The organism is Actinomadura luteofluorescens, assembly GCF_013409365.1.
Classification (GTDB): Bacteria; Actinomycetota; Actinomycetes; order Streptosporangiales; family Streptosporangiaceae; genus Spirillospora; species Spirillospora luteofluorescens.
On sequence record NZ_JACCBA010000001.1, the window covers coordinates 8,004,562 to 8,026,278 of the forward strand.

17 protein-coding genes are annotated in these 21,717 nt (G+C 73.8%); 6 read left to right on the forward strand and 11 right to left on the reverse strand.

What is annotated here, in order from left to right; all coding sequences use genetic code 11:
* The first annotated feature begins 96 nt into the window (after nt 1–96).
* Genes BJY14_RS36885 through BJY14_RS36900 form a run of 4 tightly spaced genes read left to right on the forward strand, consistent with a single transcriptional unit; the run spans nt 97 to nt 6,696 of the window.
* A complete protein-coding gene (locus BJY14_RS36885) occupies nt 97–1,266 on the forward strand; it encodes an ATP-binding protein (RefSeq protein WP_179847833.1) in 1,170 nt (389 codons plus the stop codon).
* Nucleotides 1,266–3,575, forward strand: a complete 2,310-nt coding sequence (locus tag BJY14_RS36890; RefSeq protein ID WP_179847834.1) for a DUF5682 family protein — start codon at nt 1,266–1,268, stop codon at nt 3,573–3,575. The genes BJY14_RS36885 and BJY14_RS36890 overlap by 1 nt, the downstream gene beginning before the upstream one ends.
* Nucleotides 3,572–4,735 (forward strand): VWA domain-containing protein, encoded by a 1,164-nt coding sequence (locus BJY14_RS47510; protein ID WP_179847835.1) that lies wholly within the window; start codon nt 3,572–3,574, stop codon nt 4,733–4,735. Before BJY14_RS36890 ends, BJY14_RS47510 begins: the two co-directional genes overlap by 4 nt.
* Entirely contained in the window at nt 4,732–6,696 is a 1,965-nt protein-coding gene (locus tag BJY14_RS36900; RefSeq protein ID WP_179847836.1) for a YehQ family protein, read from the forward strand. Before BJY14_RS47510 ends, BJY14_RS36900 begins: the two co-directional genes overlap by 4 nt.
* Nucleotides 6,697–6,703: 7 nt before the next feature.
* Here the strand turns inward: BJY14_RS36900 and BJY14_RS36905 are convergent, their stop codons facing one another.
* From BJY14_RS36905 to treS, 10 genes are all read right to left on the reverse strand, one after another.
* Complete coding sequence (locus BJY14_RS36905) at nt 6,704–7,642, reverse strand: MBL fold metallo-hydrolase (protein WP_179847837.1); 939 nt, start codon at nt 7,640–7,642, stop codon at nt 6,704–6,706.
* 39 nt (nt 7,643–7,681) lie between these two features.
* Nucleotides 7,682–8,740 (reverse strand): rod shape-determining protein, encoded by a 1,059-nt coding sequence (locus tag BJY14_RS36910; protein ID WP_179847838.1) that lies wholly within the window; start codon nt 8,738–8,740, stop codon nt 7,682–7,684.
* 187 nt (nt 8,741–8,927) lie between these two features.
* The gene (locus BJY14_RS36915; protein WP_179847839.1) at nt 8,928–9,818 is read right to left on the reverse strand and encodes a metal ABC transporter permease; all 891 of its coding nucleotides are present in this window, start codon (nt 9,816–9,818) and stop codon (nt 8,928–8,930) included.
* Nucleotides 9,815–10,483, reverse strand: a complete 669-nt coding sequence (locus tag BJY14_RS36920; RefSeq protein ID WP_179847840.1) for a metal ABC transporter ATP-binding protein — start codon at nt 10,481–10,483, stop codon at nt 9,815–9,817. Before BJY14_RS36920 ends, BJY14_RS36915 begins: the two co-directional genes overlap by 4 nt.
* A complete protein-coding gene (locus BJY14_RS36925) occupies nt 10,480–11,391 on the reverse strand; it encodes a metal ABC transporter solute-binding protein, Zn/Mn family (protein WP_246396244.1) in 912 nt (303 codons plus the stop codon). Before BJY14_RS36925 ends, BJY14_RS36920 begins: the two co-directional genes overlap by 4 nt.
* Before the next feature lie 144 nt (nt 11,392–11,535).
* Nucleotides 11,536–12,387 carry an SAM-dependent methyltransferase gene (locus BJY14_RS36930; RefSeq protein ID WP_179847841.1) on the reverse strand — a complete coding sequence of 284 codons (852 nt, stop codon included), beginning with the start codon at nt 12,385–12,387 and terminating at the stop codon, nt 11,536–11,538.
* 66 nt (nt 12,388–12,453) lie between these two features.
* Entirely contained in the window at nt 12,454–13,449 is a 996-nt protein-coding gene (locus BJY14_RS36935) for an aldo/keto reductase (protein WP_179849874.1), read from the reverse strand.
* Nucleotides 13,450–13,551: 102 nt separating this feature from the next.
* Complete coding sequence (locus tag BJY14_RS46905) at nt 13,552–14,454, reverse strand: C40 family peptidase (RefSeq protein ID WP_179847842.1); 903 nt, start codon at nt 14,452–14,454, stop codon at nt 13,552–13,554.
* A 244-nt stretch (nt 14,455–14,698) separates the two neighbouring features.
* On the reverse strand, nt 14,699–16,135 hold the full coding sequence (locus tag BJY14_RS36945) for a maltokinase N-terminal cap-like domain-containing protein (protein ID WP_179847843.1): 1,437 nt from the start codon (nt 16,133–16,135) through the stop codon (nt 14,699–14,701).
* A 2-nt stretch (nt 16,136–16,137) separates the two neighbouring features.
* Nucleotides 16,138–18,030, reverse strand: coding sequence for a maltose alpha-D-glucosyltransferase (gene treS / locus BJY14_RS36950; RefSeq protein WP_179847844.1), 1,893 nt, complete (start codon nt 18,028–18,030; stop codon nt 16,138–16,140).
* A gap of 526 nt (nt 18,031–18,556) precedes the next feature.
* On the opposite strand from treS, the gene BJY14_RS36955 reads away from it, so the two are divergent.
* Complete coding sequence (locus BJY14_RS36955; protein ID WP_179847845.1) at nt 18,557–18,823, forward strand: hypothetical protein; 267 nt, start codon at nt 18,557–18,559, stop codon at nt 18,821–18,823.
* A 3-nt stretch (nt 18,824–18,826) separates the two neighbouring features.
* On the forward strand, nt 18,827–19,666 hold the full coding sequence (locus BJY14_RS36960; protein WP_179847846.1) for an STAS domain-containing protein: 840 nt from the start codon (nt 18,827–18,829) through the stop codon (nt 19,664–19,666).
* On the opposite strand, the gene BJY14_RS36965 is transcribed toward BJY14_RS36960, so the two are convergent.
* Nucleotides 19,644–21,695, reverse strand: a complete 2,052-nt coding sequence (locus BJY14_RS36965) for an alpha-1,4-glucan--maltose-1-phosphate maltosyltransferase (protein WP_179847847.1) — start codon at nt 21,693–21,695, stop codon at nt 19,644–19,646. The two genes, BJY14_RS36960 and BJY14_RS36965, sit on opposite strands and share 23 nt — an antisense overlap.
* Between the last annotated feature and the right edge of the window lie 22 nt (nt 21,696–21,717).

Here is a 21,717-nt window from a genome sequence, read left to right on the forward strand (position 1 = left end):
CGCCGACAGCCCCGCCCGCCCGCGATCCTCCGGGCCGGTGGGGAAGATGGGGATCTCTGGGCGGAGTGTCCGACGGGTCCCCTAGCGTTGGGGGGCATGAAAGATCATCCCTCGGAGGGGTCCGAGGACGTGGACGCGGGGACGGCGGAGTATCAGCGGCCGCCGGCGGAGGTCCGGTTCGCCGACGAGCTGGACAGGCTCCGCGAGAGCGACACCGGGCCGAGGCCGCCCGGCTGGGCGCTCGGCCTGACGGCCGCGCGGCGGTTCATCGTCGGGGACGAGGCGCTCGGCGTCCGCCGCAAGTTCGTCGGCGACACCGCCCTCATCGACCGGGCCCTGGTCACCCTCGCCACCAGCCGGGGGCTGATGCTCGTCGGCGAGCCCGGGACGGCGAAGTCGCTGCTGTCGGAGCTGATCGCGGCCGCGGTCAGCGGCACCTCCACGCTGACGATCCAGGGCGGCGCGGCCACCACCGAGGACCAGATCAAGTACTCGTGGAACTACGCGCTGCTGGTGTCGGAGGGGCCGTCCACGCGCTCCCTCGTCCCGGCGCCGCTGCTCACCGGGATGGCCGAGGGGAGGGTCGTCCGGTTCGAGGAGATCACCCGCTGCCCGCTGGAGGTGCAGGACTCGCTGCTGTCGCCGCTGTCCGACCGCGTCCTGGCGATCCCCGAGCTGTCCCGCGCGGCCGCCGGCGGCGGGGCGGCCTCCCACGGGGGGCAGAGCGCGGACGCGATGGTGTTCGCCCGCGACGGGTTCAACATCATCGCGACCGCCAACACCCGCGACCGCGGCGTCAACGAGATGAGCGCCGCGCTCAAGCGGCGGTTCAACTTCGAGACCGTCTTCCCGATCGCGGACTTCGCGACCGAGCTCGACCTGGTCGAGCAGGAGGCGGGGAGGCTGCTGGAGCACAGCGGCGTGCAGGTCGCGCCGCGCCGCGACGTCCTGGAGGTGCTCGTCACCGTGTTCCGGGAGCTGCGCGACGCCACCACCGAGGAGGGCCGCTCGATGGACCGGCTCTCGGCGGTGATGAGCACCGCCGAGGCGGTGTCGGTCGCCCACCAGGTCGGCGTGCGCGGCTGGTTCCTGCGCGGCGAGGAGGGCGGGGCCGCCGACATCGTCGAGTGCCTCGCCGGCACCGCCGCCAAGGACAACCCCGAGGACCTGGCCCGGCTGCGCCGCTACCTGGAGCAGCAGGCGGCCCGCCGCGACGGGGAGCAGTGGAAGGCGCTGCACGCCGCCCGGCACCTGCTGCCCGGCTGATGGCCGTCACGTTCGTCGGCGTCCGGCACCACAGCCCCGCCTGCGCCCGGCTCGTCCGGGAGACGATCCGGCGGCTGCGCCCCGCGTACGTGCTGGTGGAGGGGCCCGCCGACTTCGGGGACCGGATCGGCGAGCTGCTCCTCGGCCACGCGCCGCCCGTCGCGGTCTACAGCTACTACCGGGACGACGAGCGCGTGCACGCGTCCTGGTCGCCGTTCTGCGCCTACTCCCCGGAATGGGTCGCGCTGAACGAGGGCCGCGCCGCCGGGGCGGAGCTGCGGTTCATCGACCTGCCCGCGTGGCACCCGGCGTTCGCCGGCCGCAGCAACCGCTACGCCGACGCCGAGCGCCGCTACGCCGAGGTGACCGCGCGGCTGTGCCGGGAGTTCGCCGTCGACAACACCGACATCCTCTGGGACCACCTGTTCGAGATCGACGCCGAGGGGGCGGGGGAGCGGCTCGACGCGTACTTCGGGCTCCTGCGGGGCGAGGCGGAGGCCGGGGAGGACGACACCGCCCGCGAGTCCTACATGGCGGAGTGGGTGCGGGCGGCCGAGGCCGACGCCGGAGACCGCCCCGTCGTCGTGGTGACCGGCGGCTTCCACAAGCCGGCGCTCGAAGCGCTCGCCGCGTCCGGCGGCACGGCGTGGCCGAGCGTGCCCGAGCCGCCCGGCGACGCCATCGGCGGCAGCTTCCTCGTCCCGTACTCGTTCCGGCGCCTCGACGCGTTCACCGGCTACCAGTCGGGCATGCCGTCGCCCGAGTACTACCAGCGGCTCTGGGAGGACGGCCCCGACGCGGCCGCCGGGGCGCTGGTGGAGACGGTCGTGGCCCGGCTGCGCGAGCGCGGGCAGGTCGTGTCGACCGCCGACCTGATCGCCGCCCGCACCCTCACCGGCGGCCTCACCCGCCTGCGCGGCCACCCCGCGCCGGCCCGCACCGACCTGCTCGACGGCCTGGTGGCCGCGCTGGTGAACGACGACCTCGACCAGCGGCTCCCGTGGACCTCCCGCGGCGCGCTCGCGCCGGGGGCGCATCCGGCCGTCGCCGAGATGGTCGACGCGCTGAGCGGCGACCGGACCGGTCGCCTGCACGCCGGCACGCCCGCCCCGCCGCTCGTCGGCCATGTGACGGCCGAGCTCGCGCGGCTCGGGCTCGGCCGCGACGGCCCGGTCGCGCTGAAGCTGGCGACCCCGCGCGGGCTGGATCGCAGCCGGGCCCTGCACCGGCTGCGCGTCCTGCGGATCCCGTTCGCGCACCGCGACTCGGGCCCCGCCACGGGCGCCGACCCGGTGCTCGAGGAGCGCTGGACCGTCGACGCGTCCGACCGCGACGGGCGCCGCCACGCCGCGCTCATCGAGGCGGGCGCCTACGGGCCGACGCTGGCCGACGCCGCGTCGGCCGCCCTGGACGAGCGGATGAACGCCGCGGGCGCCGACATGGAGCGCCTCGCCGCCGTGCTGTTCGACGCGGCGCTGTGCGGATGCGCGGACCAGTCCGGCCGGATCGCCGAGTCGATCTCCGCCGGGGTCGCGGGCGCCTCCGACATCGCCGCGCTCGGCGCCGCGCTGGAATCCGTCCTCGGGCTGTGGCGGCACGACCGCGTCCTCGGCACGGCCGGCAGCCCGCTGTTCGGGACGGTCATCGAGGAGTGCGCCGACCGGATCCTGTGGCTGGCCGAGGGCGTGCGCGGCGGGCCCGCGCCCGCCGACCTGCGCCGGCTCCGCGCGCTCGCCGCCGTCCGCGACGCGCTGCTGCACGCCTCCGGCGCGCTGCGCCTCGACCGGGCCGCGGCGCTCGGCGTCGCACGCCGCGTCGCCGCCGGATCCGGCGCCCCGCCCGACCTGCGCGGCGCCGCGTTCGGGCTCGCCCGCGCCCTCGGCGACGCCTCCGACGCCGCCCGGGCGCTGCGCGGCGCCGCCGCCCCGGCGACGTTCGGCGACTGGCTCGCCGGGCTGTTCGCGCTGGCCAGGCAGGAGGTGCTCGACTCGGGCACCGCACTGCTCGGCGTGCTGGACGAGCTGGTCGCCGGGCTGGACGAGGACGACTTCCTCATCGCGCTGCCCGCGCTGCGGCAGGCGTTCGAGTTCTTCCCGCCCCGCGAGCGCGCGACCATCGCCCAGGGGCTGCTGGACCGCCGGAACCTGCGCGGCTCCGCCCGCACGCTGCTGCGCGCGCCGGAGGCGCCGATGCTCATCGCCGAGGCCCTCGCGCTCGACGCCCGCGTGGACAGGGCCCTCGCGGCGGCGGGCCTCGCGGCCGACGAGCAGGACCCGCCCACCGCACAGCCCAGCGAGGAGGCCTCGTGATCCCGCCCGACCTGGAACGCTGGCGGCTCGTCCTCGGCTCGCCCGCCGAGTCGTGCACGGGCGCGCTCGACGGCGAGGCCGCCGAACGGGACGCGGCCCTCGGCTGGCTGTACGGGCGCGACCCCGACCTCGCCAGGCGCGGCGTGCGGCGCGGTGACGGCGGGGGCGGCGACGGCGAGCCCGTCCGGTCCGAGGACCGCACCGGCGGGATCGGGCCGTCCCAGCTCACCACCGTCGACTGGCTCGACGCCGTGCACCGGCTCTTCCCCAAGGAGACGATCGAGCGGCTCGAACGCGACGCCGTCGAGCGGTACGAGATCCACGAGATCGTCACCGACCCGGCCGTGCTGGAGCGCATCGACCCGGACGAGGCGCTGCTGCGCGCCGTGCTGCGGACCAAGCACCTGATGAACCCCGAGGTCCTCGCGCTGGCCCGCAGGATCGTGGAGGCCGTCGTGCGGCAGCTGATGGAGCGGCTGGCGACCGAGGTCCGGCAGGCGTTCCACGGCACCCGCTCGCGCCGGCCGAGCCGGGTGAAGAACTCCCGCAACTTCGACTTCCACGGCACCGTCCGCGCCAACCTCGCCCACTACCGGCCGGACGAGCGCCGCCTCTACATCGAGAACCCGCGGTTCGTGTCCCGGACGAGGCGGCACGTCGAGCAGTGGCAGATGATCCTGCTCGTCGACCAGTCCGGCTCCATGCTCGGGTCCGTCGTGCACGCGGCCGTCACCGCCGCCTGCCTGTGGGGGCTGCCCGGCCTCAAGACGCACCTCGTCGCGTTCGACACCTCCGTCGTCGACCTGACCTCCGACGTGACCGACCCCGCCGAGCTGCTGATGAAGGTGCAGCTCGGCGGCGGCACCGACATCGGCCGCGCCGTGGCCTACGGGGCCGGCCTGGTCGAGAACCCGCGCCGGTCGATCGTCGCGGTCATCACCGACTTCTACGAGGGCGGCAACGAGTACCGGCTGGTCGAGGAGGTGCGGCGGCTCGTCCAGCAGGGCACGCAGGTGCTCGGGCTGGCGGCGCTCGACGAGGAGGCGAACCCCTCCTACGACCGCAGGACGGCGCAGCGCCTCGCCGACGAGGGCGCCCACGTCGGCGCGATGACGCCGGGGCAGCTCGCCGCGTTCGTCGCGGAAAGGATCGGCCGGTGACCCGCGCCGACCTGCTCGCGCTGACCCCGGACGCGCTCGCCGCCCTCGCCAACCGCGGCCTGGTCAAGCGCGCCGCCAAGGACCTGGACGCCGGCAACGGTCCGGAGATCACCGTCTCCCCGGACGGCGGGGTCGACGGCGCCTTCCCCGACGGCACCACCGCGTCCCTGCCCGCCGGGGCGGGGCTGGAGGCCGCGCGCTGCTCCTGCGCGGCGACCGGCACGTGCCGCCACCGGATCTGCCTCGTCCTTGCCTACCAGCGGACCGCCGCGGAGCCGGAGGAGCCCGCGGCGCCCGTGCAGGCGGCCGGCTGGTCGCCGGGCGCCTTCGACGACGACGCGCTTGCCCGCGTCCTCGGGCGGCGGGCCCTCACCGCCGCGCGCCGCGCCCTGCGCGCCGGGTACCCGGCGAAGATCCGCCGCCCCACCGCGCAGGACCCGGTGGCGCAGGTCGAGCTGCAGACCTGCACGGTCCGGTTCCTGGTGCCGGAGGAACTCGGCTACGTCCACACCGACGCGGTCGCGGCGGTGCGCGGCGAGGTCACCGTGCTCGCCGTCTGGGCCTTCCGCGCCGCCGACGAGCGCGGCCTGGCGGGCGAGGAGATCCGGCTGGAGGTCGGCGGCCCGGAGGGCGCCGGCTCCCCGGGGACCGGCGGGGACGGCCTGGACGCCGCGCTCGACCTCGCCGACCAGGTCCTCCTGGAGGGCGCGGCGCACGCCGGGCCCGTCCTCGCGACCGCGCTGGGCCGCGCCGCCGCCGACCTCGGGGCGGCCGGCCTGCACTGGCCCGCCGCCGCGCTCGGCGACCTGGCCGAGCAGCTGGCCGCCCACCACGACCGCCGCGCCGACCACGACCCGGCGCGCGTCGCGGAGCTGCTCGCCGAGCTCCACGCCCGGCACCGCGCCGCACGCGGCGGCGCCGCCCGCTCCCAGGTGCTCGGCACGCAGGAGTCCGCGGACACGCCGCTGCGCCGCGTCCGTCTCGCCGCCCTCGGCTGCCGCGTCGCGGGCACGCCCGCGGCCCGCACCGCCGACGTCTTCCTCGCCCACACCGGGACCGGCATCGTCCTGGTGCTGAAACGGCGCTGGGACGTCCCGGACGGAGACCGGCTCACCGGCGCCGACCTCGCCGGGCGCCGCGTGCTCGGGTCGCCGCTGCGGTCCCTCGCCGCCGCGAACGTCGTGTCGGAGAGCGCCTCGCGCAGCGCCGGGCGGGTCGTCCGGGTCACCGCCGGGCGGATCGCCAAGACGACGGTCACCCCGCTCGGCGACACCTGGGAGAGACTGCCCGCGGCGCTGCTCGTGCGCGACCTGGCCGCCGAGGGGCGGGCCCTGGACGCGCTGCCGCCCCGCCTCGTGCGGCCCCGCGTGGAGGCGGAGCTGGTCCGGGTCGTCGAGATCGCCGAGGTCCGCGACATCGGCTACCACCCCGGGGCGCAGCGGCTGGAGGCCGTGGTCGCCGACGCGGCGGGCACCCCCGCCGTCGTCTCCGCCGACTACAGCCCGCACAGCCCCGCCGCGCTGGACGTCCTGGCCGGGGCGCTCGCGGCGGGGCCCCGGTTCGTCTCCGGCGCCGTCCGCAAGGACCGCGGGGGCCTGGTCATCGACCCGTTCGCCGTGCTGACGGCCGACGGCCCGGTCGTCCCCGACCTGGCCCCCGGCGAGGGCACCGCCGCCCTCGGGGCCCCGCCCGCCGCCCCGCCCGATCCGCTGGCGCGGGCCCTGGACGAGGCGCTCGCCGCCTGCGCCGAGGCCGCCCACTGCGGCCTCCTGCGCCTGCCGTCCGGGACGCGGGACCGCCTCGCCCGCGCGGCCGCGACGCTGCGGCGCGCCGGCCTCCGCACGTCCGCGGAGACGCTCGCGGCCCTCACCGCCGCGCTCGCGGCCGACGACCCGCGGGAGATGACCCGCGCCTGGGCCGCCGCCCACATCCGCCTGGTCACCGCGGCCGAACTGCGCTGACGCGCCGCTAAGCGCGGCAGGTGAGCGGACGGCCCCCGTTGAAGGCGACCATGTCGGTCAGGGCCGAGACCAAGTCGATCGGCGCGCCGGGAGGCTGCCCGTCCAGTTCGGCGTAGGCGCGGTACAGGTTGCCCACGAGGCGCTCGGGGTCGGTCAGCTCCGCGTACGGGCCGAGATCGGCCTCGCGGGCGGCCTCCAGCGGCGCCAGCCCGGCCGCCCTGGCCTCGGCGGCGGTCGCCTGGACGAAGCGCGCGTAGCCGAGCACCCGGTCGATGAGCTCGGGACCGGCGACGGGACCGTGCCCGGGGACGATCGTCTCCGCGCCCAGCGGCGCGACGACCTCCTCCAGGACCCGGACCGCGCCCGCGACCGACCCCTGCATCAGGAACGGGGTGCCGCCGTTGAACAGCAGGTCGCCGCAGAACAGCACCCGCCGCTCGGGGATCCACACGATGGAGTCGTTGGTGGTGTGCGCGGGCGTCCCGACGTGCCGGACCTCGCAGCGCAGGTCGTCCACCCACAGCGTCACGCCGTCGGTGAAGGTGAGGAACGGCGGCTCGATCTCGACGCCGCCCCAGTCGACCTTCGTCCAGAACGGCTCGTCGAACGGCATGCCCCAGCTGAGCGCGCCCTCCCGCGTGGCCTCGTGGCCGACGACGGTCGCGCCCGAGAACAGGTAGTTGCCGAAGGTGTGGTCGCCGTGGTGGTGGGTGTTGACCAGCGTCCGGACGGGACGGTCCGTGACCGAGCGGATCGACTCCAGGTACGCGCGGGTGCGGCGCTCGGTCGAGCAGGAGTCGACGCTCGTCACCCCCCGCGCGCCCGTGAGGAAGCCGGTGTTGTTGATCCACCAGGTGCCGTCGGGCTGGAGGTAGGCGAAGATCCCGTCGGAGACCTCCTCCAGCCGCGGGCTGCCCGGTCCCTCGCGTTCGGGTGCGTCGCTCATGCCATCGGGAGTGTAACCGCCGCCGGCGGCGGGCCCCGGTCAGTAGTCCGCCAGGCTCGTCAGCACGTGCGGGCGCGGTGAGGTCTCGCGGGCGGACGGCTCCCGCGACCCGGCGGACCGCAGCACCTCCCCGGCGCCGAGCACGGCCGCGTCGCCGGTGTCGTCCCCGACCCGCGCGCCCAGCCCGGTCCGGTCCTGGATCAGCCGCTCCAGTCCGGGCAGCCGGGCGCAGCCGCCGGTGAGCGTGATGCCGACGCCGAGCAGGTCGCCGGAGATCTCGGGCGAGCAGCCGGCGAGGCCGGCGCCGATCGCGTCCACGATCCGCGCCACCGGGCCGGAGATCGCGCGGGCGACGTCCGCGGTGGTGAGGACGACGCCGCGCGGCATGCCCGTCGCGATGTCGCGCCCGTGCACGACGGTCTGCCGCACCGGGCGGCGGCCGAGCGGCGGCACCGCGCCGACCTCCAGCTTGGCCGCCTCCGCCCCCGCCAGCGACAGCGCGAGGCCGTGCTCCTGCCGGACGAGCGCGGCGATGGCGCGGTCCAGCGCCGACCCGCCGACATGCGCGGTGTGCGAGGTGACCAGGCCGCCGAACGCGATGACGCCCACGTCGGTGACGTCCGCGCCGATGTCGGCGATCACCGTGATGTCGGGCCGCCCGCAGGAGGTCATGCCCATCCCGATGGCGGCGGCGATCGGCGTCGGCACGAGTGTGAGGCGCCGCGCGCCCGCCTGGTAGGCGGAGAACTGCAGCGCCCGGTAGTGGACGGAGGTCAGCCCGCTCGGGACCGTGACGACCAGGCGCGGCCGCGCGGTGTAGTGGCGCCGGTGGTGGCGGCGCACCAGGTGCCGCATCAGGTACTCGGCCTCGTCGGTCTCGGTCGGCGCGCCTTCGCGGATGGGCCGCACGAGGGTGACGTCGGGGTTGCGCCCGGCCATCTCCCGCGCGGGGACGCCGAGGGCGAGGATGCGTCCGGTCTCGCGGGAGCGCGCGAGCAGCGAGGGTTCTCGGCAGACGACGCCGCGGCCCTTCACATGCATCCGCACGGTCGCGCTGCCCAGGTCGATAGCGGTGTCCCGGCCCGCGAAGTCCCACATCGCGCCCTCCCAATCGCCCCGTTCGCCGCAAGAGTCCAGATGATTCGATTCCCGTGCGGCCTGCGGCGATGCCCACGCCGGGGTAAGCGAATCGCAACGACCTGGTGATCTGGGATCCGACATGTCGGGAACGCGGTGCGCGGTGCGGCGCCCGCCCGGGGCGCAATCCCGGGCGGGCGCCAAAAGATCATGTAGGGACGGTGCCGGGACGCGCGCCCCGCGGCGCCGTCCACCCCCGCCGGGCCCGGACGGCGCCCGCCGCGCGGCACGCCCCGTACAGCAGGAACGAGATCGTGGTGACGTACGGGCTGATCGGGATGCTGGACCCGATCGACAGCAGGATCCCGCCCAGCACCGACACCGTCGCGAGCGCCGCGCTCAGCAGCGGCGCCAGCACCGGCGACGCGGTGACCCGCACCGCCGCCGCGGCGGGCGTGCAGATCAGCGCGAGCACCAGCAGCGCGCCCACGACCTGCACGGACACGGCCACCGCCAGGCCGAGCACGAGCATGAAGGCCGGCGACAGCGCCCGCACCGGCACGCCCCGCGCGGCCGCCACGTCCGGGTCCAGGCTCGCGAACGCCAGCGGGCGCCACATGACCGCGAGGCAGGCCAGCACCACCGCCGACGTGGCGAGCAGCCACGACAGCCGCGGCGTGTCGATCGCGACGATCTGGCCGGTGAGGATCCCGAACTTGTTGGCCGACCGCCCCTGGTAGAGCGACAGGAACAGCACGCCGAGCCCGAGCCCGAACGGCATCAGGACGCCGATGGCCGACCCGCGGTCGCGCGCCTTCGCGCCGAGGACCCCGATCAGCCCGGCGGCCGCCAGGGCCCCCGCGATCGAACCGCCCGCCACGCTCACCCCGGCCAGCAGGGCGGCCGCCGCGCCCGCGAAGGACAGCTCACTGATCCCGTGCACGGCGAACGCCAGGTCGCGCATGACGACGAACGTCCCGGCGAGCCCTCCGACCAGCCCGAGCACGGCCCCCGCGACGAGCGAGTTGCGCACCAGCGCGAGCAGCGCCCCGTAGTCCTGGAAGTTGAAGATCTCGTGCCACGCCTCCTGCCAGCTCATGCCGTCTCCTGCCGGGAAGTTTGCGCGCCGGGGGCGGCGCCCATGTCGAGGATCCGGTCGGCGAAGGGGAGGACCGGGTCGATCTCGTGCGTGACGAACACGACGGTGGTGCCGTGGTCGCGGCGGCGCCGCTCCACCAGCTCGGCGACGACGCGCTGGTGCTCGGCGTCCAGGGAGGCCAGCGGCTCGTCGCACAGCAGGACGCGCGGGCCGGTCGCCAGAGCCTGCGCGACGCGCACGCGCTGGAGTTCGCCGCCCGACAGGAGTTCGAGCGGGACGTCGGCGAACGCGGCCGCGCCGACGTCGGCGAGGACGGCCTCGACCCGGCGGCGCGCGTCCCGGCGCGGCCGCCCGGGGCCCCAGCGGTGGCCGTCGATGCCGAGCCGCACGAGGTCGCGGGCGCGCAGCGGGGTGTGCGGCGGGACGGCCCGGTGCTGCGGGACGTAGCCGACGGCGTCGCTGCCCCGCCGGGGGCGGCGCCCGTCCACCTCGACGGTTCCGGACGACAGCCGCTGGAGCCCGAGCAGCACCCTGAGCAGGCTGGTCTTCCCCGACCCGTTGGATCCGGCGACGGCGAGGAACTCGCCGGGCCGCACGTCGAGGTCCAGCCCGCGCCACAGGGTCCGTTCGCCGTAGGACAGGGTCGCGCCGCGCAGGGTGATCACGCCAGCGCCCGCTGGAGCGCGGCGATGGTGCCGTCCATCCAGGCGACGTAGTCCCGGCCGGCCGGGAGGGTCTCGGTGACCGGCACCACCGGGACGCCCGCGCCGGCCGCCGCCTTCCGGACCCTGTCGGTCTGCGGGCCGCTCGTCTGCACGTTCGCCACGAGCGCCCGCACCTTCCGGTCCGTGAGCAGCGCCAGCGTGTCGCGCAGCGCCCGCGGCGGGACGTCGTCCCCCTCCTCGACCGCCTCGGCGAACTCCTCCGGCGTCCGGTCGACCAGTCCGGCCGCCTCCAGCAGGTAGACCGGGACGGGCTCGGTGACGGCGACGCCGTCCCCCGCATGCGCGGCCCTGACCGCCGCCACCTTCTCCTCCAGCGCCTTCAGCCTCGCCTTGAAGGCGGCGGCGTTCGACGAGAACGTCCGGGCGTCCCCGGGGGCGGCCTCGGCGAGCGCGGCGGAGATCCGGTCGGCCAGCAGCGCGACGGAGGGCAGGTCGTACCAGACGTGCTCGTTCGGCTCCTCGCCCTTCGGGGCGGTCTTCCCGGAGATCTGGACGGCGTTGAGCACCCGGGCCTTCGACCCGGAGCCCCTGAGCAGCGTCTCCATGAAGTCGTCGTAGCCGCCGCCGTTCTCGATGACCACGCCGGCCTTCGACAGCGCGAGCCTGGTGCGCGTCCCCGCCTCGAAGGAGTGCGGGTCCTGCGCGGGGTCGCTGATGAACGAGGTCACCTTCACCCTGTCGCCGCCGATCTGCCGTGCGATGTCCCCGTACACGTTGGTCGAGGCCACGACCGGGACCGTCTCCGCGGCCCCGGCGCCGGAGGAGGACCCGCAGGCGGAGGCCCCGAGGGCGGAGAGGGCGAGGGCGGCGCCCGCCCCGAGGACGCGGGCGCGCTGAGCAGACATCATGGAAGCTCCTGAAAATGAAAACGATTTTCAGTGGCAACTTAACATGACTCGCCCCTTTGGTCCCGTCCTGTTGCCGTCCCGGCAACCCCGGCACGCGAAAGGCCGCCGTCCCGGTCCCGGGACGGCGGCCTTCGAGGCGGTCGTCTAGCGCTTGCGGAGAACCCCGCCGTACTCGTAGATGCCGCGGTCCAGCTTGGAGGCTCCCTCGTACTGCTCCAGCTCGGGCGGGACGGGGGCGAGCGGCGGCTGCACGTCCAGCGGGCGCCAGTCGACGAGGTTGCACAGGCCCGGCTCGACGGGGTCGAAGTCCGACAGCAGCGCGTCGATCTCGGCGGGCGTCCGCGTCTGCCAGGGGATCCCGGCCCCGCGGACCTGCTCGTTCATCTGCGCGCTGCGCACCGGGTCGTCGCAGGCGACCTGGGAGAAGGTGAGGTGGCTGCCCGGCGCGGCCCGGTCCATGATCGTGTGCAGGACGCGGCGCGGGTCGTCGGCGTCGGGCAGGTGGTGGCCGACCGACAGGAACAGCGTCGCGACCGGCTCGCTGAAGTCGATCAGCCGCTCGACCTCCGCGTCCGCCAGGATGGCCTCCTGGTCGCGCATGTCGCCCTGGATGACCGTGGTCGAGGAGTCCCCGGCCAGCAGCGCCCTGCCGTGCGCGAGGACGATCGGGTCGATGTCCACGTAGACGACGCGCGCGTCCGGCGCGAAGTCGCGGGCGACCTGGTGCACGTTGGCGTCGGTCGGCAGGCCGCAGCCCATGTCGATGAACTGCCGGATCCCGGCCTCGGCGGCCAGGTACCGGACGGCGCGGTACAGGAACAGGCGGTTCTGCCGGGTGATGTCGAGCCCGGCGGGGTGGTGTTCCAGCTGCCCCCTGATGAACTGCCGGTCGACCTCGTAGTTGTCCTTGCCGCCGAGCAGCCAGCCGTAGGCGCGGGCGGACGTCGGGACGTCGTGGGGGATGTCCGCCAGGGACGGCCTGTCGTGATCGTTCACAGGGGGAACGCTACCCCGCCGCGGCCCGCCGCGGGCGCCTGCCGCCACCCGGGCCGCGGCCGGGGGTCACCAGGCGAACGCCTCCGGCACGGGACCCGGGCCCGGGAAGATCTCGTCCAGGGCGGAGAGGAACTCCTCCGGCAGGTCCAGCTCGGCGGCGCGGACGGCGGAGTCGAGCTGCGCGCGGACGCGCGGGCCCACGATCGGGCCCGTCACGCCGGGGCGGGTGAGCAGCCAGGCGAGGCCGACGTCGCCCGGGTCCAGGCCGTGCTCCCCGCACAGGTCCTCGTAGGCCTGGACGCGCGCCCGCTCGGCCGGGTCGTTCAGCATCTCGGCGGAGCGCCCCGACCGGGACCGGGACCCCTCCCCGTCGCGCTCCTTGCGCAGGACGCCGCCGAGCACCCCGCCGTGCAGCGGCGACCACGGGATCACGCCGAGCCCGTAGGCCCGCGCGGCCGGGACGACCTCCATCTCGGCGCGCCGCTCGACCAGGTTGTACAGGCACTGCTCGCTGACCAGGCCGAGCGAGCCGCGGCGGGCGGCGGCCTCGTTGGCCTGCGCGATGCCCCAGCCGGGGAAGTTGGACGACCCGGCGTACAGCACCTTGCCCTGCTGGACGAGCACGTCGATCGCCTGCCAGATCTCCTCCCACGGCGCCGACCGGTCGATGTGGTGGAACTGGTACAGGTCGATGTGGTCGGTGCCGAGCCTCCTCAGCGAGGCCTCGGCGGCCTGGCGGATGTGCAGCGCGGACAGCCCGCCCCGGTTCGGCCAGGGCGCGTCCGGCGCCGCCATGTCCGCGTAGACCTTCGTCGCGAGGACGGTCTTCTCGCGGCGCCCGCCGCCCCTGGCGAACCAGGTGCCGATGATCTCCTCGGTGCGGCCCTTGTTCGCGCCCCACCCGTAGGCGTTCGCGGTGTCGAAGAAGTTGATCCCCGCGTCGAGCGCCGCGTCCATGATCGCGTGGGCGTCGGGCTCCTCGGTGAACGGGCCGAAGTTCATCGTGCCGAGCACCAGGCGGCTGACCTTCAGGCCGGTACGGCCGAGCTGGGTGTACTCCATGGTGATCCAGCCAAGCACCCGGAGTGCCCTCCAGGTCAAGTGTGACGCGCCCCCCCGGCGCCGCGCGCCACGCGCGCGTGCGCCGGGGAGGGCGGAAAGGGGCTAGGGAGAGACGTACTTCGACCACGGCTCGACGCTGGGGCCGTTCCAGAAGGATCTCGGGTGCGCCACGGCTCTCGGCCGGGGCTCAGGCTTTGACTCGTCCGACGGTCCGTCGCTTCGCGGAGCCTGTGCCGCGGAATGGTCCGGTTTCGCGGAGTGGCCGCCGGGTGGCGCGGCCTTCTCCGCCGGGATGTGTCCGGGGGCTGTGATTGGGGGAATGTCCGTTTTCTTGAAATGTGTGCTACTGGGTGGCGGATTATGGGGGGTCCGCTCGCTATCAGGGGGCTGGTCGGCCCGCTTCTCCGCGCTCATCCGGTCGATCTTCTCGACGAGCTCCCGCACGGACGGCGACCACTCCCTGAAGGCGGGGGCGCCGGGCCGCACCGCCCCCGCGAACTGTCTCTTGCGCGCCGCGCCGAACCTGTCGATGCGGACCCTGGCCCCCGAATTGGGCGCGTGCAGGAATCGGCCGTGCCCCACGTACATGCCGACGTGGCTGCGGCCGTGGAAGAAGATGAGGTCCCCGGGCTTGAGACTCCCCATTCCCACCTTCCGGTCCACCTGGCGGTACTGGGCGTAGGTGACGCGGGGGATCTTGACGCCGGCCCGGCGCCACGCGGCCATCATGAGCCCGGAGCAGTCGTAGCCGCCCGGCCCGTCCGCGCCCCACCGGTACGGCTTGCCGAGCTGCTTGCGGGCGAACCGCAGCGCCTTCTTGGCGCGCTTGCGCTGGAGGGTCTCCCGCGTCCGGTACCTGTCGTACGCCTGGACCTTCTCCAGCGTGGCCGCGTCGAGGTGCAGGCTCTTCAGCACCGTCGGGTTGAGTGCGGCGAAGGCCGTGGAACCCAGCGGGACCGTCAGGGCGAGCCCGGTCACCGTGGCCGTGACGGCCGTGCGGAGCACGCTCCGTTTTCGATCGGCCGCCCGGCCGCGGCCGGTATGGCCCGCGACCGCTCCGCTTGCGCTTGCGGTCTCCTGCGAGTGGCGTGCGGACATTCCTCTGCTCTCCGTTTCCGTTCGGGTATTCGGCAGGTGATCATCATCCCGCCGAGGGATCGGGTACCCGTTGATCGGCACGGAATTGTCGGAGCGGGCCGATTTTACGTGATCATGGCGCGGAATTGGGCACGGCCTTCGGTGTCTTTGATCAAGCGGTCAGATGGGCCAGGGATTTCAGCGGAACGGCGAGCCAGGCCGGTCTGTTCTGCGCCTCGTAACGCACCTCGTAGACTGCCTTCTCGAATTCGAAGGCGCGGATGAGCACCGAATGCGCGGCCGGATCCGGTCCGCCGCCCGCCGCGTAGCCGCGGCAGAACGCGGCGCGGTTGCGCGCCGCCCAGGCGTGCGCCCGGGTCTCCAGCCGCGGCCCCGACTCGCTCGGCACCGAGCCCGCCTTGGTGATGAGGAACCGCGCGGCGTACTCGAACGAGCGAAGCATCCCGGCGACGTCGCGCAGCGGGTGCGCGAGGGCCCGGCGCTCGCTCTGCGTCCGCGCCGGCTCGCCCTCGAAGTCCAGCACCGACCACCCCGACTCCGTGCGCAGGACCTGGCCGAGGTGGTAGTCGCCGTGCACGCGCTGGACGGGCAGCGGCTCGGCCCGCGCGGCCAGGTCCAGGAACGCCTCGGTGAGCGCCTTCGCGTGCGGCGCGAGGCCGGGCACCGCGCGGCAGGTCGCGGTCAGCTCGCGGTTCATCCGCGCGGCCGTCGCGCGGACCTCCGCGGCCGGGACGACCGTCACGCCGAACGCGTCGGCGAGCGCCCGGTGCACCTCGGCGGTGGCCGCGCCGAGCCGTTCGGCCTCGGCGGCGAAGTCGCCGCCGGCCGCGCTCGCGTCCAGCTCCGCCCACTCGTCGCCGCCGGGCGGCGGCGTGTGCGCGAACCAGTCGCGGACGCTGGCTATCGCGAGGCTCCAGGCGTCCACGCCGGTGTGCAGGTAGTCCGACAGGAGGGCGAGCGTCACCGGCTCCCCGCCCCCGCCGGCCATCGCCCCGTGCCCCGGGTCCAGCTCGATCCACCCGAGGACGGCCGGGACGCGCGCGCAGCCGCCGCGGGTCAGCGCGAGGTTGACCTCCAGGTCGAGGTTGACGCCGGGGGACAGGCGGCGGAACAGCTTGCAGATGTACTCGTCGCCGAACAGTAACGAGGTGTTGCTCTGCTCGGCGGTCATGGGAAGGCTCGCCAGGTCCGTCCGGACGCGGGCGCCGTCGGCGTGGTGGAACCGCAGCGGGCCCACGGACGCCCCGCTCGCCAGGGCCTCCAGGAGCACGCGGGTCAGGTCCGGGTCGTGCGCGGCGTCGTACAGCCGGGCCCTGCCGGAGCGGTCGCCGCAGGGCCCGCCGATCTCGACGTGCCGGAGCCGGTCCGGCAGGTCGCGGCGGGCGCCGAGGAGGAGCTGGTAGTGGTCGGTGGTGTCGTCCTGGCGGACGTCGAGGATGAGGTGGTGCAGGGCGGGGTCGCCGGGGCGGAGTTCGGTGGCGGTGCCGATGGTGAGGTCGTGGATGGGACCGTCCTTGCCGCCGAACCACCGCTGCCGGGGCAGCCACTCGGCGAGGTCCCGGACGAGGTCCGGCTCTGGAGGAAGCACGGTCAGACGGTCCTTCCCGCGCGCGTGCCCGGTCCCGCGTCCGCGCCCGCCCCTGGAGCGCCGTCCTCAGGAGGGACCAGCTGGAACCAGAAGAACCCGTGCCCGGGCAAGGTGAGCAGGTACGGGAGTTCGCCGATGGCGGGGAACTGCACGCCGCCCATGCACTCGACGGGGGAGTAGCCCTCGAAGCGCCGCAGGTCCAGCTCGACCGGCTGCGGGAACCGCGACAGGTTGCTGACGCACAGGACCGTGTCCATCTCGTCCCACGGGCTCTCGTCCTCGGTGATCTCGCGGGTGAAGGCGAGGACGGAGGGGTTGGAGGCGGACAGTTCGACGTAGGAGCCGACGCCGAAGACGGGGTGGCGCTGGCGGATTTCGATCATTTTGCGGGTCCAGTGGAGCAGGGAGCCGGGGTTGTTGGTCTGGGCCTCGACGTTGACGGCTTGGTAGCCGTAGATGGGGTCCATGATGACGGGCAGGTAGAGGCGTGCGGGGTCGCAGGTGGAGAATCCGGCGTTGCGGTCGGGGGTCCATTGCATGGGGGTTCTGACGGCGTCGCGGTCGCCGAGCCAGATGTTGTCGCCCATGCCGATTTCGTCGCCGTAGTACAGGACGGGGGAGCCTGGGAGGGAGAGCAGGAGTGCGGTGAAGAGTTCGAGTTGGTTGCGGTCGTTGTCCAGGAGTGGGGCCAGGCGGCGGCGGATGCCGATGTTGGCTTTCATGCGGGGGTCTTTGGCGTATTCGGTGTACATGTAGTCGCGTTCTTCGTCGGTGACCATCTCCAGGGTGAGTTCGTCGTGGTTGCGCAGGAAGATGCCCCATTGGCAGTTGTCGGGGATCTTGGGGGTCTGGGCCATGATCTCGGAGATGGGGTAGCGCTGTTCGCGGCGCACGGCCATGAAGATGCGGGGCATGACGGGGAAGTGGAAGGCCATGTGGCATTCGTCGCCGCCGGCGGCGGGGTCGCCGAAGTACTCCACGACGTCGGCGGGCCATTGGTTGGCTTCGGCGAGCAGGACGCGGTCGGGGTAGAGGCGGTCGACTTCGGCGCGGACGCGTTTGAGGTAGGCGTGGGTTTCGGGGAGGTTCTCGCAGTTGGTGCCTTCGCGGGCGTACAGGTAGGGGACGGCGTCCAGGCGGAAGCCGTCGATGCCCAGGTCGAGCCAGAACCGCAGGTTCTCCAGCATGGCGTCCTGGACGTCGGGGTTGTCGTAGTTGAGGTCGGGCTGGTGGGTGAAGAAGCGGTGCCAGTAGTACTGGCCGCGGACGGGGTCGTAGGTCCAGTTGGAGGACTCGGTGTCGACGAAGATGATGCGGGCGTCGGGGTAGCCGGTGTCGTCGTCGGCCCACATGTAGAAGTCGCCGAAGGGCCCGTCGGGGTCGGTGCGCGATGCCTGGAACCAGGGGTGCTGGTCGGAGGTGTGGTTCATCACCAGATCCGCGATCACCCGGATGCCCCGGGCGTGCGCCTGCTCGATCAGCTCGACGAAGTCCCCGAGCTCCCCGAAGTCGGGCAGGATGCTGGTGTAGTTGGCGATGTCGTAGCCGCCGTCCTTCAGCGGGGACTGGTAGATCGGCAGCAGCCACAGGCAGTCGACGCCGAGCCATTGCAGATGGTCCAGCTTGGAGATCAGCCCGCGCAGGTCGCCGTAACCGTCGTTGTTGGAATCGGCGAAGCCCCGGACCGACACCTCGTAGAACACCGCCGTCTTGAACCAGTCCGGCGTGCGGGGGGTGTCCTCGTCGAACGGGTCCGGGATGGGGCCGGCGGCCGGGCCCGCGGCCGGCCGGGCGGTGTACTCCGGGAGCGCGGCGCCCGGTCCCGGTGCGGTGACCCCGTCGGCGTCCCGGTCGGATCGGGTGCTGCGGGTGAAGTTCTTCGGCTGGCCGTCCATGGGTCACCCCGGGTGTGTTGGAGACATCTAGATCAGCAATTCCCTCCGCCCCGGCCAGGTGTCTGCGCGACAGGCAACCATCCGTAAAAGCTTCAGTACGGTCCGTGACCGTGGGGCCGGTTTCGGGTCCCGGCGGCGCCGCCCCGCCGCGGCGGCGCGCCCATGACCGGGGTAGATCGCCCGGGTCCGCGGGCCGTCCGGGCGGGCGGCCGCCCGCGGGGGAAGGTCATCGCCCGGTCGCGGCCGGGCAGCGCACGGAAAGGCAGCGCAAAAGAACGGCGATTCCCGGCCCGTCGAGTGGCGCCGGACGCCGCGAATACTTGCCGCGCGGCGGTTGTGTCATGTCCGTGTTTTTAGGTTCGCCGCTTTTTCTGTCGCAACCCTCGGGTAGGTCATTTCCAACCTCAGAACCCGTCAGGACGGCGGGTTCTGCTCAGTTCGGGCGGAATTCCGTCCAGAAGCGATCGGAGGGACAGTGGAGCGCTGGGAGAAGTCGCCATCGGTCGTACCGACGCGGGATGACCTCGTGGCACGGCTGCGCGTCCGTTTCGCCGACATTCCGGTGGAGCGCGTGCGGCGCTGCGTGGACGACCTGTGGTGCTGCTGCGCCCATCTGGGGGTGCGGCCCGAGGAACGGACCATCGAGCGCCTCGCGGCGTCCCGGCTCACGGGCGTCGTGCGGGGCGGCCGCCCGCCCTATCCGGACGAGCGGCCGGGGTCCAGACCGCCCGGCCACCTGACCGCCTCGCCCCGGCCCGCCCGCGCGGCGGCCCGAACTCCGATCGGGATGTGACAGATGAAGGACACGGCGGTGCCGGGTCTGAGCACCGAGACCCGGCGAGGGTTCATCGTGCTCGGCCTGCCGGCGCAGATCAGTTGGCAGAACTACGCGGGGATCCGGGAGGAGGTGAGCAGGGCCCTGTCGCTGGCCTGCGCGGGCGCGCGGGGGACGCGGCGCGGCGGGGTCGTGGTCGACTTCGGTGACGCGGTCCTGCTGGACGCGGCCGGCCTCGTGCTGATGGCGCGGGCCGAGACGCGGGCGCAGCTGCTCGGCTGCCCGCTGCGGGCCGTGGTGCCGGCCCTGTCGGCGCACGTCCGGCGGGCGCTGCACCTCACCGGCCTGGACCGGCTCGTCCCGGTGTTCGCCGACGTCGCGTCGGCGACGGCGGCGCCCGTCCCGGAGGCGGCGCCGGGGGAGGTCGACACCACGCACGTCCTCGACGCGATCCGCGCGCTGCACCCGGGGGACGCCGGTCTCACCCCGACGCCGCCCGCCCCGTCCGAGCTGATGATCACCACGACGGCGGCCGGCGACGGCGACCACACCGTCGTGCACCTGTCCGGGGTGCTGGACGAGGTGACGGTGCCGCGGCTCGGGGAGACGCTGACCACGCTGGTCGAGGGCGACGAGCGGCACCTGATGGTGCGGATGCACGACCGGCTCGGCGTGCGCTGCGACCCGCTGCCGATCCTGCTCGGCATCCGCTGGCGCGTCGCGGCCGAGGGCGGCTGCCTGGCGCTGCCGGCGATGCCGGCCAGGCTCCGCGAGGTCATCGACCGCGAGGGCCTCGGCTCGGTGTTCACCGGCTGCCGTTCCGCCGAGGACCGCGTGCTCAGCGGCGCCGGGTCCGGGTAGCCCCGCCGCCCTGCCCGCCACCGGCCCGCGCACGTCCGCCGTTCTCCTGGAACGTGAGGATGTGCGCGGGCTTGGTGTGCGGGTCGAGCCGCACGTAGTTGGACTTCCGCCAGGTGTAGGTGGTGCCGTCGAGTTGGTCGGTGACGGTGTGGGGTTGGTCGGGGTCGTCGGGGAGGCCGAGGGCGGGCAGGTCGAGGTGGACGGTGGCTTCGCGGGGTTGGTGGGGGTTGAGGTTGATGATGGTGAGGACGGTGTCGTGGAGGTGGCGTTTGGAGAAGGCGAGGAGTTCGGGTTGGTCGATGTGGTGGAAGTGCAGGTTGGTGAGTTGCTGGAGGGCGGGGTGGGTGTTGCGGAGTGTGTTGAGGGTGGTGATGAGGGGGGCGATGGTGGTGTCGGTGCGGTCGGCGGTTTCCCAGTCGCGGGGGCGGTACTGGTATTTCTCTGAGTCGCGGTATTCCTCGCTGCCGGGGCGTTGGGGGGTGTTCTCGCAGAGTTCGTAGCCGGAGTAGATGCCCCAGGTGGGGGAGAGGAGGGCGGCGAGGATGGCGCGGATTTCGAAGGCGGGGCGGCCGCCGTGCTGGAGGTATTCGTTGAGGATGTCGGGGGTGTTGGTGAAGAAGTTGGGGCGCATGTAGGTGGCGGCGGGGCCGGTGAGTTCGGCCATGTATTCGGTGAGTTCCTGGGCGTTGTTGCGCCAGGTGAAGTAGGTGTAGGACTGGTGGAATCCGATTTTGGCGAGGGTGTGCATCATGGCGGGGCGGGTGAAGGCCTCGGCGAGGAACAGGACGTCGGGGTGGGTGGTGTGGATGTCGGCCAGGAGTCGTTCCCAGAATGCGACGGGTTTGGTGTGGGGGTTGTCGACTCTGAAGATGGTGACGCCGTGGTCGGTCCAGTGGTGGATGAGGTTTTTGACGGCGGTGTAGAGGCCGTCGGGGTCGTTGTCGAAGTTGAGGGGGTAGATGTCCTGGTATTTTTTGGGCGGGTTCTCGGCGTAGGCGATGGTGCCGTCGGCGCGGGTGGTGAACCATTCGGGGTGGTCCTTCACCCAGGGGTGGTCGGGGGAGCATTGCAGGGCGAGGTCGAGGGCGATTTCCAGGCCGCAGTCGCCGGCGTGGGCGACGAAGGCGTCGAAGTCGTCCAGGGTGCCCAGGTCGGGGTGGACGGTGTCGTGGCCGCCGTCGGGTGATCCGATGGCCCAGGGGGATCCGGGGTCGTAGGGGCCGGCGTCCAGGGTGTTGTTGGGGCCTTTGCGGTGGGTGGTGCCGATGGGGTGGACGGGTGGGAGGTAGACCACGTCGAAGCCCATGTCGGCGATCGCGGGGAGGCGTTTCATCGCGGTGCGGAGGGTGCCCGAGGTCGGGCCGCGGCGTCCCAGGGGGTCGAAGGCGGCGCCCTCGGAGCGGGGGAAGAACTCGTACCAGGCCCCGAACAGCGCCCGCTGCCGGTGCACCACCAGCGGATACCAGTCACTGACCGTCAACAGATCCCGCAACGGGTACCGCTCCAGCACCTCCAGCACGGTCGGGTCCTCGGTGGAGGAGAGCCGGTCCAGGGCGTCCTCGTCCTCGTCCGCCAGGAAACGGGCGACGCGGGCCAGCACGCGGCGGTCCTTCGACGGCACCTCGCGTGCCGCCCGCATGAACAGCGCGACGCCTTCGGCGAACATCAGTGCGACGTCCTGACCTCGCGGAACCTTGATCTCGGCGTCGTGGCGCCAGTGCGCGATCGGATCGCCCCAGGCCTCCACCCGGAACGACCACGACCCCATCTCCGTCGGCGTCACCAGCGCCGACCACCGGTCCAGCCCCGCCCCGACCTCGCTCATCCGCTGCGGCGCCAGCTCCTCGCCCTCCGGCGTCCGCAGCACCACGGCCGCGCCCAGCCGCTCGTGCCCCTCCCGGAACACCGTCGCCGACACCTCGACCGTCTGACCCACGACCGCCTTCGCCGGCCACCGCCCGCATCCCACCACCGGCGCCACGTCCAGGATGGGGATGCGGCCGAGCTCCGCCTCCAGCTTCACCTGCATGTGTCCCGCTCCCGCTCGTCGC

Excerpts from the sequence above, each read along its gene's own strand:
- treS (WP_179847844.1), bottom strand. The coding sequence starts at position 18,030 with ATGGACGGCCAGCCGAAGAACTTCACCCGCAGCACCCGATCCGACCGG.
- BJY14_RS36965 (WP_179847847.1), bottom strand. The coding sequence starts at position 21,695 with ATGCAGGTGAAGCTGGAGGCGGAGCTCGGCCGCATCCCCATCCTGGAC.
- BJY14_RS36925 (WP_246396244.1), bottom strand. The coding sequence starts at position 11,391 with ATGATGTCTGCTCAGCGCGCCCGCGTCCTCGGGGCGGGCGCCGCCCTC.
- BJY14_RS36915 (WP_179847839.1), bottom strand. The coding sequence starts at position 9,818 with ATGAGCTGGCAGGAGGCGTGGCACGAGATCTTCAACTTCCAGGACTAC.
- BJY14_RS36905 (WP_179847837.1), bottom strand. The coding sequence starts at position 7,642 with ATGAGCGACGCACCCGAACGCGAGGGACCGGGCAGCCCGCGGCTGGAG.
- BJY14_RS36935 (WP_179849874.1), bottom strand. The coding sequence starts at position 13,449 with ATGGAGTACACCCAGCTCGGCCGTACCGGCCTGAAGGTCAGCCGCCTG.
- BJY14_RS36885 (WP_179847833.1), top strand. The coding sequence starts at position 97 with ATGAAAGATCATCCCTCGGAGGGGTCCGAGGACGTGGACGCGGGGACG.
- BJY14_RS36910 (WP_179847838.1), bottom strand. The coding sequence starts at position 8,740 with ATGTGGGACTTCGCGGGCCGGGACACCGCTATCGACCTGGGCAGCGCG.
- BJY14_RS36960 (WP_179847846.1), top strand. The coding sequence starts at position 18,827 with ATGAAGGACACGGCGGTGCCGGGTCTGAGCACCGAGACCCGGCGAGGG.
- BJY14_RS36890 (WP_179847834.1), top strand. The coding sequence starts at position 1,266 with ATGGCCGTCACGTTCGTCGGCGTCCGGCACCACAGCCCCGCCTGCGCC.